A 13,606-nucleotide genomic window follows, 5' to 3' on the forward strand; every position below is an offset into this window, starting at 1 on the left:
ACTATGGTAAAGAAAGTATTGGTTTTATGTACCGGTAATAGTTGCAGAAGTATTATTGCAGAGGCCCTCATTAATCGTACTTTTGATGGAAAAATTGCAGCATACTCAAGTGGCGTTTCTGCCAGCGGCATGGTTAATCCAAGTGCAAAAAAAATACTTCAATCTAAAGGTATTTGGAGAGATCATTACTACTCTAAGCCCATCAAAGATTTAGAGCAAGTTGAATTTGATCTAGTGATTACGGTTTGTGAGAATGCAAGTCAAACCTGCCCCGTTTTCCCTGGCAATACTCCTGTGACTCATATCGGCTTTGATGATCCAGATGGGAAAGAATATGAGGCATTTGAGCTTTGTTTTGAGGAGATTAAAAGTAAATTATTGCCATTTATAAATGATTACTCTTTCGATAAATAATCTATCCGGCTTGAAGAATATTCAACATCTGAAAAACTAAGGGCTTTCTCTAGGACCTTAATACTAAGGCTTAACAACTCAGCTATAATGAAGAGGTTGAACTAAACTAAATACACTTCTTGTTTTAATAAAAAGCAACCTAAATTTGAATTCAATTCGTTATAATGCGCATTTTGGCTCCAACTGCCAAAGAAATTCTGAGTTATTTTGTAGTATTTTTTTACCTTTAAACTATATACGGAGTAGATTAGAGATATGACTGGAAAAGACAACATAACTAGCCTATTTGGAAAGTCACCAATAAGCCCATTACAGCAGCACATGAAACAGGTTCATTCATGCTTAAAAGAGTTTGGAGTTTTTGCTAAAGCGGCTAATACTGAAGATTGGGAAAAGGCTCAATCAGCTCATCTATCAATTGGCAAAAAAGAACAGAAAGCAGATGTTCTTAAGAAAAAACTAAGAATGAATTTGCCAAGTACATTTATGATGCCTTTCTCTAGAAGGGATTTACTGGATGTTTTATTAATTCAGGATTCTATTGCCAACATTACAAAAGATCTTTCAGGCTTGATGATGTCGAGAAAAATGCACTTTCCAAAAGAGTTTGCAGAAGACTTCTTAGAATTATCTAAGCTATGCATTAAAACTTCAGCAGCCGCCTTGGTTGCAATTAATGAATTGGATGAGCTCTTAGAGACTGCGTTTAGTTCTAGAGAGCGAAAAATTGTTGACAAGATGATTAAGAAAGTCAACGAATTGGAACATGAGACAGATGTTGCTCAAGAAATTATTAGAAAAAAGCTTTATCTGCTTGAGGCCGAATTACCACCTATAGATGTAATGTTTTATTATCGAGCCATAGAGTGGCTTGGTGAGACTGCTGATGCTGCCCAAAAGGTTGGATCGCGTTTTGAAGTTATGTTGACAAAGTAGGGGTAACAATGGAAATTATCGTTCAAAATAGAGATATTCTTATCATGTTGGCCATTGGATTTGGTCTATTTATGGCCTGGGGCATTGGTGCCAATGATGTTGCAAACGCAATGGGGACATCTGTTGGCTCTGGTGCTATAACTTTCAAACAAGCTGTCATTATCGCAGTCATTTTCGAATTTGCAGGAGCTGTTTTGGCTGGTGGAGAGGTCACTGCAACTGTCCGTAAAGGTATTCTTGATGCAGGAGCGTTTGCAAATAATCCAGAGTTATTAGTATATGGAATGCTTGCATCTCTATTGGCCGCAGCAACTTGGCTTTTAATTGCCTCATCTCTTGGTTGGCCAGTATCGACAACACACTCAATCGTTGGTGCAATCGTTGGTTTTGGAGCAGTTGGAGTTGGTATAGAGGCTGTATCATGGGATAAAGTGTATGCCATTATTGCAAGTTGGGTGGTCTCACCACTTATTGCAGGCACAATGGCTATTATGATATTTAAAAGCTTACAGCGCCTAGTAATAGATACAGAGCAGCCACTTGAAAATGCAAAAAAATACCTCCCTTTCTATGTTTTTTTTGTAGGATTTGTCCTCTCATTGGTCACTCTATTAAAAGGACTCAAGCATGTTGATTCTTTAAAACATCTCGGTAAGGACCTTCCAACAAGCATGATGATTGCAACTTTAGTTGGAATTCTTGCAGCCATCATTGCCGCAATTATTATTAGGCGAATTAAAACCAACCCCGAAGATGATAATGAGTTCTCTTATGCAAATATGGAGAAACTATTTGGCGGACTGATGGTAATTACAGCTTGCTCAATGGCTTTTGCTCATGGATCAAATGATGTTGCAAATGCAATTGGCCCATTAGCTGCGGTCTATAGTATTGTAGAGTCGGGCGGACAAATTGTTTCAAAAAGTGCACTACCTTCATGGATATTGTTAGTAGGTGGCGGTGGAATTGTCTTTGGTCTTGCAACCTTTGGTTTTAGAGTAATGAAAACGATTGGTAAAAATATTACTGAACTAACGCCAAGTAGAGGTTTTTCTGCTGAACTAGCCGCTGCAACAACAGTTGTATTTGCCTCTTATACGGGGCTTCCAGTTTCAACAACTCAGGTACTTGTTGGCGCTGTTCTTGGTGTGGGTATTGCAAGGGGCGTAGCATCATTGAACCTGAGAGTTGTTAATAGAATATTTCTATCTTGGTTAATTACATTGCCAGCTGGAGCAATAATGTCGATCTTGTTTTTCTTCACACTCAAAGGTATTTTTAGTGCTTAGAGCGTATAATTATTTCAAAATATTACATCAAAAATTATGACACTAGAAGAAGTTCAATTAAAGCTCGAATCAGGACTTGAAAGTTCAGATGTAACAATGGAGGGTGATGGTTGTAATTGCTCTGCTGTAATTGTATCACCACTATTTGAAGGGTTGTCTTTGCTGCAAAGACAGCGAATGGTTTTGGGTCTTGTCAAGGAAGAAATTAAAAGCGGCGAGCTCCATGCATTAACTGTTAAAACATTTACCCCATCAGAGAGATAGTATATAATTCCATCTTTTTGAAAAACTTGAAGATATAAGGCTATGCAAACAGATATTCACCCTTCATATGAAACAATAAAAGTTGTGTGCAGTTGTGGTAACTCATTTGAGACTCGCTCAACTTCAGGTAAAGACGAAATTCATCTTGATGTTTGTTCAAGCTGTCACCCTTTTTACACAGGTAAGCAAAAGATTATGGATACTGCTGGACGAGTAGAGAAGTTCAAATCTCGCTACGGCGCTTTCAAACGTTAAATTCAAATTGATTGACTCTCAAAGCCACAAATGTGGCTTTTTTTGTGTCAAAAGGAAACTTCAGATTAAAATTTAAAATTGATATAATCAACTATTTTGAGACAACATAATGGCTTTTGACTACATTAATGCGTTATTAAAAAAAGAGGTCACTAGAACTCCTATTTGGGTCATGAGACAAGCCGGTCGTTACTTGCCTGAATATCGAGCAACTCGAAAAAAAGCGGGTGATTTTTTAACGCTATGTAAATCAAGTGATTTAGCCTGTGAAGTTACACTTCAACCATTAGAGCGTTTTGATTTAGATGCAGCCATTCTCTTTTCTGATATTTTGACTATTCCAGATGCAATGGGACTTGGATTGCACTTTATTGAAGGGGAGGGTCCAAAATTTTCGCACCCGCTGAGCTCACTTGCAGAAATTAATCAATTAACTAAACCTGACGTCTCAAAAGATTTATCTTATGTCAGTGAGGCCGTATCAGTTATCAAAAAAAATCTTAAAGGAAGGGTTCCACTAATCGGCTTTACTGGAAGTCCATGGACGCTTGCTACTTATATGGTTGAGGGCGGTTCAAGCAAGACCTTTTCAAAGGTTAAAGGATTGATGTATGAAAATCCAAAGCATATGCACCAACTTTTAAATGTTCTAGCTGACACAATTATTGACTATCTTAACTCTCAAATCGAGGCTGGGGCTGACTCAGTTATGATTTTTGATACCTGGGGCGGTCTTTTAAATAAAGCCAGTTATGAAAATTTTTCATTAATGTATATGTCAAAAATAGTGGCTGGAATTAACCGCAACTACGAAGGTAAAACAATACCTGTTACGCTTTTTACAAAAGGTGGATCCGCATGGCTTGAACAAATTGCTGCAACTGGTTGCGATGCTGTTGGTATTGACTGGACAGTTGAAATTGGAGAAGCAGAAAGAAGGGTTGGCTCGAAAGTTGCCCTTCAAGGTAACCTTGACCCATCTGTACTTTATGCATCAGCTGAGGTCATCAAAAGTGAAGCACATAAAATTTTAGATCAGTTTCAAGGCTCAACGGGACATGTATTTAATCTGGGGCATGGCATCACTCCAGATGTTAATCCTGAAAGTATGAAGGCCTTGGTTGATGCGGTCCATTCATACTCAAAATAAAAAATCACTTAAATAGAGTGAGAGTCTCTCTATGTTAAAATTTCGTAATAAATAATAATAATAACAATATGTCAAGAATCTCTAATATCTTTAAAAAACTTGATGATCAAGATCAGACCGCCTTCATTCCATTTATTACTGCTGGTGATGGTGGGTTAGATGGCTGTGAGGCTCTTGTCTTCACTTTGGCTGATAGTGGCGCCGACATTATCGAATTGGGAATGCCGTTCTCTGATCCAATGGCAGATGGGCCTGTCATTGCAAAGTCACATGAAAGAGCAGTTGCAGACGGTATCAACTTAGATTCTGTTTTTGCAATAGTGGAGAGGTTTAGAGAGCACAATCAGACGACAGGTATCGTTTTGATGGGCTATACCAACCCTATTGAAGTCTATGGCTACAAAGAGTTTGCTATTAGAGCAGATGAGGCTGGAGTTGATGGCATTTTGGTTGTTGATATGCCGCCTGAAGAAGCTGCAGATCTTAAACAGGAGCTGGATAAATATAAGATTGATTTAATTTTTCTGGTTGCCCCTACAACGACAGATGAGCGCTTAGAGCAAATTTCGAAAATAGCCAGTGGATATATTTATTATGTTTCCCTCAAGGGGGTAACTGGCGCTGCAAATCTTGATATTGACTCGGTCAATTATCACCTTGAACGAATGAGGAATTATATTCAACTTCCAGTGGGTGTTGGTTTTGGTATAAAAGATGCTGACACTGCAAAACAGGTTGGTGAAAATGCTGATGCAGTGATAGTTGGAAGTGCCCTTGTCTCTATTGTCGAAGAGCTCGCATCTGATAAGGATAAAATGGTTACCAAAGTTGGAAATTTAGCAAAAGAAATCTCGAGTGCAATTACTTAACTAAGGCATAGTATGAGTTGGTTAGAAAAAATAATGCCATCGATTGGCAAGAATGCTAAAAAAAATATTCCAGAAGGACTCTGGAGCAAATGTCCTGAGTGCAATAGGGTTCTTTATCAAGAGGAACTTGAACGCCTTCTATATGTCTGTCCAAAGTGTAATCACCATTTAAGAATTTCTGCCAGAAGGCGCATTCAAGATTTTCTTGATATGGAGAATCAAGTTGAGATAGCTCCAAATATTCAATCAGTCGACCCTCTTAAGTTCAAAGATCAAAAGAAATATAAAGATCGTTATCAAGATGCACAAAAAAAGACTAAAGAAAAAGATGCACTCATTGCAAAATCTGGTTTTTTAAAGGGCATGCCAATTGTCACAGTTGCATTTGATTTTAGCTTTATGGGTGGGTCAATGGGCTCCGTAGTGGGCGAAAAATTTGTTCGAGCGGCTCATCTAGCTATCAAGAATAATCAGCCTTTAGTTTGTTTTTCAGCAAGTGGTGGCGCTAGAATGCAAGAAGGACTTTTCTCATTAATGCAGATGTCTAAAACATCTCTTGCGGTGAAGTTACTATCTGATAATAAAATACCATTCATTTCAGTTTTAACTGATCCAACGATGGGTGGTGTTTCTGCTAGTCTTGCGATGCTCGGTGACATACAAATTGCAGAGCCAAACGCAAGAATTGGTTTTGCAGGAGCGAGAGTGGTTGAGCAGACGGTTCGTGAGGAGTTACCAGAGGGTTTTCAAAGAAGTGAATTTTTGCTTGAGAAGGGTGCTATTGATATGATTGTTCCTCGATCAGAGCTTAGAAATAAAATTTTTCAAATACTCTCTGCGCTTCATCCAGCATCAGCTAGTTAATTTTTTTTAACTATTGTGTATTAAATTTTGAAGATATATTTAGCAAATCCGAGGGGTTTTTGTGCAGGAGTTGATCGCGCTATCGAGATTGTTGAGCGCGCCATTGAAAAACATGGACCTCCAATCTATGTTCGTCACGAAGTAGTCCATAATAAATATGTTGTAAAGAACCTTAAAAATAAAGGGGCTATATTTGTTGATGAAATTTCTGAGGTTCCAAGTGGGAGTGTGGTCATTTATAGTGCACATGGCGTTTCGCAAGCTGTTAGAAAAGAGACAAATGATATCTCCGCTATCATCTATGATGCTACTTGTCCACTCGTTACAAAAGTACATAAAGAGGTAACACGTCGCCAAAAATATAATCATCAGGTTATTCTTATTGGACATGCTGGGCATCCCGAAGTAGAGGGAACTCTTGGGCAGGCAACTGAAAATAATAATATCACCTTGGTTGAATCAATAAGTGACGTTGAGAAAATTGATCTGCAAAAAGACAGAGATATTTCTTTCACTACGCAAACTACCCTATCAGTAGATGATACAAATGAGATTGTAGATGCCTTGAAAGTAAAATTTCCTAATATTCAGTCCCCTAAAAAGAGTGATATTTGCTACGCAACTCAAAACCGTCAAGACTCCGTTAAAGAGGTCATTAAGCATTCTCAAATCCTTATTGTAATTGGGTCAAAAAATTCTTCAAATTCAAATCGCCTTAAAGAAATTGCTGATAATAAAGGTAAACCATCTTATTTAATTGATGGTCCTGAGGATATTGATAATGGATGGCTTGATGGTATTAGTTCTATTGGCATAACTGCAGGAGCATCAGCGCCTGAGATATTGGTTCAGGAGGTTGTTTCATTTCTAATGTCTAATGGTGGATCTGAAGTTATCGAGTTCGGTGGCGTAGAAGAGACTGTGAGTTTTCCAATTCCAGCTCTACTCAAAGAATAAATTATTTATTAATCAATTTGGAGTTTTAAGTTAATGAAAAAATATGATATTTATGGAATTGGTGCTGCTATTGTTGATACAGAGGTTATTGTGAGTGACTCATTTCTAAGTGATAACGAAATTGGTAAAGGCCTAATGACACTTGTTGATGAAGAGCGTCAAAAATATCTGATTGACTCTCTAACAACACAGCGCATCCCTGTGAAGATGAGTTGTGGTGGTTCTGCCTGTAATTCAGTTGTAGCTGCCAGTCAGTTTGGCTCTGCTACATTCTTTTCGGGTAAAGTTGCAGATGATGAGGTCGGTGTTTTCTTTGCTAAAGACCTCAACAAATCTGGCGTTGAATTTCATCAGGTAGAGCCTTCAAATGGGGTAACAGGTAAGTGCCTCGTTATGGTTACGCCAGACGCTGAAAGAACTATGAATACAAATTTAGGAGCAAGCCTTGAGCTTTCTTATCGAGAGGTTGATGAAAAAGCTTTAGCAAACTCAGACTGGCTATACATAGAAGGTTATGTAGTCACTGATGATCAAAGAACTTCAGTTGCAAGAGATGCTATGAAATTTGCTAAACAAAATGGAGTTAAGACTTCTTTAAGCCTTTCTGATCCATTTGTGGTAGAAGTTTTTTCTGAAAATATTAAAACTATTATTGGCGATGATGGTCTTGATCTCATCTTCTGTAATGGGGATGAGGCTAGAAGTTTCACTGGGACACACACAATTGAGGCTGCAGCAGAGGAGTTAAAAAAATATGCAAAGACTTTTGCAATTACTAGGGGACCTGGTGGATCCTTAGTATTTGATGGAACTCGTCTAATACAAACTGCTGGAGTAATGGCAAGTGCAGTCGATACGAATGGTGCAGGGGATATGTTTGCAGGCTCTTTTTTGTTTGCTTTAGGTCAGGGCAAGGACTTTGGTTGGGCTGCTGATTTTGCTAATGCCGCTTCTTCAAGGGTTGTAAGTCAATTTGGGCCAAGAATTAAAGCAATTGAGTATATTAGTCTCAAACAACAATTTAATCTCTAAATATTTGATATATTAGAAGTAAGTATCCATTGAAATTTATTGATTTTTCAGGTGCACAAAATTATTGTATACTGACACTAAATTAATTAAGTGATGTAATTTATAATTTCTTTATATATTTCTTGAGGTAGTAAATGAAAAAAGCGGTTAACAGATTATTCCAACTGAGACAGGCCCTTGATGAGTGTGAAAAAGAGCTTGGTTTGAGTGATTACTCGGAAGTAGAAAGGGCAGTGTTCTCTTATATTACCTCTAATGCTAATGTTACGATTACCTCAATTAAAAATGACCCATACTTCTCAAAATATTCTTTATCCACTATCAAAAGAGCAGTTCTCTTTCTAACATCAAATAGAATTATAAGCGCAGCTCAATCCTCTGAAGACAGGAGAGAGATGATTCTTACCTTGCAACAGTAATTTTTTTTGGTATAGTACTTCCATTATTAAAGAAGATACATTAAGTGAGCGAAGCCTATAGAGACCTCACTATAATACAATCCAATAGGACTCGACTGATACTGCAAGCAGCGAGTAACAAATCAATACAGAGTGGTTTCCACAACATACTCGCAGATGAAGGTCAACAGAGCAATCAGTTAGTATCTTCTAAAAAACCTAAAGTGGGTTGCCTAATGACCACTTTATAAAAAAGCGTAGGAAAGGTTGTGGATTGACTGCCAGTACCTTGAATAAAACAAAAAACAACAGTTGAGGTTGTGATGTAGGGCATCACAAAATTTAACTAAGTGGAGGGGCTTCTTTGGATGATAACGACCACTTAAAAATAGCGTAGTGAGTCTGACTTTTTATCCTAATCTACAGACTTAAAGCGAACGATAGGGAGTAAAGATGACACAAAGATACATACCAGATAGTGACACTTTTTCTATTCTTGATAGAGCTCGGAAACTAGTGAAAGGGTGTGCTATATGAAATCTGAAGCCCTAGAGTTCCAGCCTCAAATAATAACTTTGTTGATAGTTGTCTTATGTTACTTTATTAACGGGCCTGCTTATCCCTTTGAAGGGAACCTTATCTGGCTTCCCTTGGGTGGGATGTCGCTATGTTTTTTATTATTTGGTTTTAGGGTGGTTTTTGCCGCTATATTAGCATCACAGTTGTCTGAATTTTGGTTTCACTCTCAACCTTTTTTTGATCAGGTAACACTGATTCGGACTATTTCTGGAGCAATGGGGCCGGCCCTTGCTATTGCGAGTATGAGGTTTTTCAAACTGTCTAATTTTTTTGATGGTGACAAACTTGTATTCCACCACCTTATTTTTTTAGCAATCTTAACCGCTTTATTTAATACGCTTACTGCATTTTTTGTATCTTCTTATATTGTTTCAAATGGTCAAGCTAATGAGACAATTAATGCGACTGACTTCTTGAGGAACTACTTAATGGGCGATATTTTAGGCTGTTTAATAGTTTTATTTTTTGCAGCTCTTGTGGTTGTTCCCTTTATCAAATATTTTTTTCCAAAGATTGGGCCTTCAGAATAATTTTTGACTAAGAATATTTTAACTCTTTTATTAAACCAAGCTAACTAAACCAGTGACTTAACGATATCACTAATTTTTTTAATTCTAAATTGATCAGCCTCCATAACTTCTTTTACTATCAAGGTCTTTTGATTTTTTAGTTGAAACTGGTGAGGTTTTGTTTGTATTAGATTAATAATTTTGGATGTGTCGATACTATTCTTTTCATTTAAAGTAATTTCTGCCTTGTCGTCATAGATATTGATTTTAAGAATTCCAATATTTTGAGAAAAATTCTTTAGTGAGGAGGATTCGAACAAGTTATTTGTTGGGTCTGGAAGAAGACCAAAACGGTCTATCATTTCAATCTTAAGATCTTTTAATTCTTCCTCATTATTCGCACTAGCAATTCTCTTATAGAGAATTAATCGTTCATGAACATCCGGAAGGTAGGTGTCTGGAATAATACAGGCTATACCAGGATTAATCTCAACCTCTTCAGTAAGTGCTTCTTTAATATCTAGCTGTTTATTATTCTTAATGGCATGGATCGTTCGTTTTAATAAGTCATGATAAAGATTAAAGCCAATTTCAGAAATTTTTCCACTTTGATTTTCTCCTAATAAATCTCCAGCACCCCTTATCTCTAAGTCATGATTGGCCAGCATAAAGCCAGCTCCAAGCTCCTCTAGTGAAGCAATTGCATCAAGTCGTTTTTTGGCATTTTCAGTAATAGATTGATGAGATTTTATGACGAGATATGCATATGCTTTATGATGCGAACGCCCAACTCTTCCTCTTAATTGATGAAGCTGAGCAAGACCAAAATTTTGCGCATTATTTATAATAATAGTGTTTGCACTTGGGATATCTATTCCAGTCTCTATAATTGTAGTACAAACTAGGACTTGAAAACGCTGATGATAAAAATCAGTCATTATTTGTTCAAGTTCTTTGCTTGGCATTTGACCATGAGCAATTCGAATCTTTAAATTGGGCATAAGCACTCTTAATGACTCCGCCATATTGTCTATGGAGTCAATATCATTATGAACAACAAAAATTTGACCACCTCTATGAATCTCCCTAGAGCATGCCTCAACTATTGTGTTGTCATTCCACTGATCTACAAAAGTCTGAATTGCTATTCTTTTTGAAGGAGGTGAGGCAATGATTGAAAGCTCTTTTAAAGATCCTAGAGCCATATTTAAGGAGCGTGGTATAGGGGTTGCAGTCATCGTTAATATATCACTTTGACCACGAATCTTCTTTAATGATTCTTTTTGTTTAACACCAAATCGATGCTCTTCATCAATTATGATTAGCCCTAATTTTTGATATTTAATATCACCCTGAATAAGTTTATGAGTTCCTATAATAATATCAATTTTTCCTTCCTTTAGATTCAGCTTGATTTGTTTTTGTTCTTTCGCATCTTGGAATCTAGATAAAGATTTTATAACAATAGGAAATTTTGAAAAACGATCATTAAAAGTTTGGAAATGCTGATTAGCTAATAGGGTTGTGGGTACTAGAATGGCTACTTGCTTTCCAGACTCAACTGCTAGAAAAGCTGCCCTCATTGCTATTTCAGTTTTCCCAAAACCGACATCACCGCAAACTAATCGATCCATCGGCCTATCAGACTGCATATCAAGTAGAACATCATCCATTGTTTTAAGCTGATCAGGTGTTTCTTCAAATTTAAAACTTGAGACAAAAGAACTATAGGAGTCATTGGGAGCTGGATAAGAAAATCCTTTTTGAGATTGTCTCTTAGCATAGATTTCTAGTAGCTCGGCTGCCACATCATAGAGTGCTTCAGCTGCTTTTCTTTTTGCTTTTATCCATTGCTGGCTTCCAAGTTTGTGAAGAGGTGCGTGATCAGAGCTCACACCAGAATATCTTGAGATCAAATTAAGGCTGGTTATTGGAACCATTAATTTTGAGCCATTTGCATACTCTAGAGAGAGAAAGTCTTGTTGATTTTCATCAAAACTTCTGCTTTCAAGTCCTAGGTATCGCCCCACTCCATAGTGTTCATGTACAACCGGATCTCCAAGTTTAATTTCAACTAAACTTTTTATCGCTTCATCAAAATCTTTATGTTTTGCTCGCCGTCTACGCCGTTGCTTAATGGCATCCTTACCGAATAAATTATTCTCTGAAATGATTGCTATTTTTTTAAATACAACACCTTCGTTGAGACTGGCACTTGTAATACAGAGTTTTGAGCTGTGATTAATAAAATCAATCCAATCAGAGCATTGAGTGGGATTCAGTTTATGGGACGATAACAAATCTACTAAAACGCTTTGTCTTCCATCCGATTCGCATACAATTAAGAGCCTACCCTCAAAACCCTCAATAAATTTGATTAATTTGTTAAGTGGGTTTTTTGCTTGAGCTTCAATTTTGAGGGGTGGGAGTATTGAGGATGTAAAATTAAGGCCTGTCTTCTGTTGTATTTTTGTAGTCTGTGTTTGTATTAGTTTTTTTTCATTGAGTGAACTAAAAAAATCATTACTATCCACGAAAACTTTATTGATTGGAAGGGGAAGTCTTTCCAGTGAGCTTTGACAATAATTAAACCTTGATAATAATTCAATACTCTGATTTTCTATTAACTCATCAAGCCCTTTTTGATAAACAATCATTGAGTTATTAGGAATGTAATCAAACAAAGTATTTGTTCTATCAAAGAATAATGGCAAATAGAACTCAATTCCTCCAGGGTATCTTCCTTCACTGACTTCTGTATATATAAAGCCATCAGTATTTCCAAACTCAGACAGATAGTTTTCCTTGAATATATTAATGCTGGCACTATCAGAAGCAAATTCTCTAGCTGGCAAAAGGTGAATTTCCTCAATGACCTCTATGGATCTTTGGGTGGATGGATCGAAGGACCTTATAGAATCAATCTCATTATCAAAAAGGTCAATTCTGAATGGATTTACTGCGCCCATAGGGTACAAATCTATCAGTGCGCCTTTTATGGAAAACTCTCCTGGCTCCATTACAGTTGTTACTCTTCTATACCCAATTTTAATTAAGCTTTCAACAAATGAATCAATCTCAAGGCTCTGTCGAGTCTTTAAATTTAGGCTGTACTGATTAATATATTCCTTTGGGCACAATCTTTGGGAGAGCGTTTCAAGTGTTGTAACAACAATTGCACTCTCGATAGATAATAACTTGGATAAGGTATGGACCCTTGATGAAATAATGTCAGGATGAGGAGAGAAGTGATCAAAAGCTAACACTTCCCAGCTATCAAAACCTAATATTTCTACAGATGTTCTAAAAAATAAAAGCGCTTTTTTAATTTCATCATGATGTGCAATGTCTCTCGCAATATAGAGAACAACACAATGATTTGATTCTGCAAGCTCTATAAGCGCAAGAGCTTCTGAGGACCCGAATAATGATCCCCAATAATTTTTTTTTAAGTCAGAGGAAAATGACCCAGATTCTTGCGGATAGACAATACTCATAAGACGTGAACATTTTCCTTTGCGAGCATATTTATTAATTGAATTGTTGGCAATCCAATAAGACTGTTAGGGTCATCACCCGCCATACTGTTAAATAATGCTATACCAAGACCTTCGGACTTAAAGCTGCCAGCACAATTGAGAGTATCCTCTTTAGATAAATAATTTAAGATTTGACTATCTGAAAGCACCTTAAAATTTACTTTGTAATATTCAACATGAAGCTGCATTTCTGAGGTGTCTGTATTTAGGAGTACTAATCCTGTGAGAAAGTTTACGTTCCTTCCAGAGCTTTTTTTTAATTGTAAGAAAGCATTTTCATGAGTGCCAGGCTTCGTTAAAATTTCATCTGCTCCATTTTCGCCAGAATCAAAAGTGGCGACTTGATCTGAGGCAATAATTAGACCTGAATGAGTTTTAGCTACTTCCAGAGCTTTTTCTTTAGAAAGACGAGCAACTAAATCAAATGGAGACTCGTTGTCTTTTCTCATTTCATCAATCTCTGGAGCAATGACATCGAAAGGCAAACCTAGTTTATCTAGAATAGCTCTTCTGAATGGAGATGATGAGGCTAGAATGAGTGACACTGCGCG

Annotated in this window: 14 protein-coding genes; 12 read left to right on the forward strand and 2 right to left on the reverse strand. The window is 37.0% G+C overall.

From position 1 onward, the window contains the following. The first annotated feature begins 3 nt into the window (after positions 1-3). From AC5YGB_RS00835 to AC5YGB_RS00890, 12 genes are all read left to right on the forward strand, one after another. Positions 4-414, forward strand: coding sequence for an arsenate reductase/protein-tyrosine-phosphatase family protein (locus AC5YGB_RS00835; RefSeq protein WP_496137436.1), 411 nt, complete (start codon positions 4-6; stop codon positions 412-414). Positions 415-669: 255 nt separating this feature from the next. Further along, positions 670-1,350 carry a TIGR00153 family protein gene (locus AC5YGB_RS00840; protein ID WP_020026305.1) on the forward strand — a complete coding sequence of 227 codons (681 nt, stop codon included), beginning with the start codon at positions 670-672 and terminating at the stop codon, positions 1,348-1,350. Positions 1,351-1,358: 8 nt separating this feature from the next. Next, on the forward strand, positions 1,359-2,639 hold the full coding sequence (locus tag AC5YGB_RS00845) for an inorganic phosphate transporter (RefSeq protein WP_020027094.1): 1,281 nt from the start codon (positions 1,359-1,361) through the stop codon (positions 2,637-2,639). Positions 2,640-2,675: 36 nt separating this feature from the next. Next, a complete protein-coding gene (locus tag AC5YGB_RS00850; RefSeq protein WP_020023789.1) occupies positions 2,676-2,903 on the forward strand; it encodes a BolA family protein in 228 nt (75 codons plus the stop codon). A gap of 42 nt (positions 2,904-2,945) precedes the next feature. Beyond that, positions 2,946-3,158 carry a 50S ribosomal protein L31 gene (gene rpmE / locus AC5YGB_RS00855; protein WP_020023788.1) on the forward strand — a complete coding sequence of 71 codons (213 nt, stop codon included), beginning with the start codon at positions 2,946-2,948 and terminating at the stop codon, positions 3,156-3,158. Between the two features lie 109 nt (positions 3,159-3,267). Further along, positions 3,268-4,308, forward strand: coding sequence for a uroporphyrinogen decarboxylase (gene hemE, locus AC5YGB_RS00860; RefSeq protein WP_496137437.1), 1,041 nt, complete (start codon positions 3,268-3,270; stop codon positions 4,306-4,308). A gap of 68 nt (positions 4,309-4,376) precedes the next feature. After that, on the forward strand, positions 4,377-5,177 hold the full coding sequence (gene trpA / locus AC5YGB_RS00865; RefSeq protein WP_020028006.1) for a tryptophan synthase subunit alpha: 801 nt from the start codon (positions 4,377-4,379) through the stop codon (positions 5,175-5,177). 12 nt (positions 5,178-5,189) lie between these two features. Continuing rightward, a complete protein-coding gene (gene accD / locus AC5YGB_RS00870) occupies positions 5,190-6,041 on the forward strand; it encodes an acetyl-CoA carboxylase, carboxyltransferase subunit beta (protein ID WP_020027098.1) in 852 nt (283 codons plus the stop codon). A 27-nt stretch (positions 6,042-6,068) separates the two neighbouring features. Then, the gene (gene ispH / locus AC5YGB_RS00875) at positions 6,069-6,998 is read left to right on the forward strand and encodes a 4-hydroxy-3-methylbut-2-enyl diphosphate reductase (RefSeq protein WP_496137438.1); all 930 of its coding nucleotides are present in this window, start codon (positions 6,069-6,071) and stop codon (positions 6,996-6,998) included. 33 nt (positions 6,999-7,031) lie between these two features. Further along, positions 7,032-8,030: an adenosine kinase gene (locus tag AC5YGB_RS00880; RefSeq protein ID WP_271770427.1), complete on the forward strand. Its 999-nt coding sequence runs from the start codon at positions 7,032-7,034 to the stop codon at positions 8,028-8,030. Positions 8,031-8,164: 134 nt separating this feature from the next. Then, positions 8,165-8,449, forward strand: a complete 285-nt coding sequence (locus AC5YGB_RS00885) for a hypothetical protein (RefSeq protein WP_496137439.1) — start codon at positions 8,165-8,167, stop codon at positions 8,447-8,449. Between the two features lie 512 nt (positions 8,450-8,961). Beyond that, entirely contained in the window at positions 8,962-9,537 is a 576-nt protein-coding gene (locus AC5YGB_RS00890) for a hypothetical protein (protein WP_496137440.1), read from the forward strand. Between the two features lie 44 nt (positions 9,538-9,581). Here AC5YGB_RS00890 and mfd read toward each other — a convergent pair whose 3' ends face one another. Then, positions 9,582-13,013: a transcription-repair coupling factor gene (gene mfd, locus AC5YGB_RS00895; protein WP_496137441.1), complete on the reverse strand. Its 3,432-nt coding sequence runs from the start codon at positions 13,011-13,013 to the stop codon at positions 9,582-9,584. Beyond that, positions 13,010-13,600, reverse strand: coding sequence for a Maf family nucleotide pyrophosphatase (locus AC5YGB_RS00900; RefSeq protein ID WP_496137442.1), 591 nt, complete (start codon positions 13,598-13,600; stop codon positions 13,010-13,012). The genes mfd and AC5YGB_RS00900 overlap by 4 nt, the downstream gene beginning before the upstream one ends. Positions 13,601-13,606: the final 6 nt, after the last annotated feature.

The sequence above is a fragment of the Candidatus Pseudothioglobus sp. uisw_142 genome (genome assembly GCF_059512465.1).

What these genes read in the sequence shown, in the direction of transcription:
- AC5YGB_RS00835 (WP_496137436.1), top strand. Translation starts at nt 4, where the DNA reads ATGGTAAAGAAAGTATTGGTTTTATGTACCGGTAATAGTTGCAGAAGT.
- AC5YGB_RS00840 (WP_020026305.1), top strand. Translation starts at nt 670, where the DNA reads ATGACTGGAAAAGACAACATAACTAGCCTATTTGGAAAGTCACCAATA.
- AC5YGB_RS00845 (WP_020027094.1), top strand. Translation starts at nt 1,359, where the DNA reads ATGGAAATTATCGTTCAAAATAGAGATATTCTTATCATGTTGGCCATT.
- AC5YGB_RS00850 (WP_020023789.1), top strand. Translation starts at nt 2,676, where the DNA reads ATGACACTAGAAGAAGTTCAATTAAAGCTCGAATCAGGACTTGAAAGT.
- rpmE (WP_020023788.1), top strand. Translation starts at nt 2,946, where the DNA reads ATGCAAACAGATATTCACCCTTCATATGAAACAATAAAAGTTGTGTGC.
- hemE (WP_496137437.1), top strand. Translation starts at nt 3,268, where the DNA reads ATGGCTTTTGACTACATTAATGCGTTATTAAAAAAAGAGGTCACTAGA.
- trpA (WP_020028006.1), top strand. Translation starts at nt 4,377, where the DNA reads ATGTCAAGAATCTCTAATATCTTTAAAAAACTTGATGATCAAGATCAG.
- accD (WP_020027098.1), top strand. Translation starts at nt 5,190, where the DNA reads ATGAGTTGGTTAGAAAAAATAATGCCATCGATTGGCAAGAATGCTAAA.
- AC5YGB_RS00880 (WP_271770427.1), top strand. Translation starts at nt 7,032, where the DNA reads ATGAAAAAATATGATATTTATGGAATTGGTGCTGCTATTGTTGATACA.
- AC5YGB_RS00885 (WP_496137439.1), top strand. Translation starts at nt 8,165, where the DNA reads ATGAAAAAAGCGGTTAACAGATTATTCCAACTGAGACAGGCCCTTGAT.
- AC5YGB_RS00890 (WP_496137440.1), top strand. Translation starts at nt 8,962, where the DNA reads ATGAAATCTGAAGCCCTAGAGTTCCAGCCTCAAATAATAACTTTGTTG.
- mfd (WP_496137441.1), bottom strand. Translation starts at nt 13,013, where the DNA reads ATGAGTATTGTCTATCCGCAAGAATCTGGGTCATTTTCCTCTGACTTA.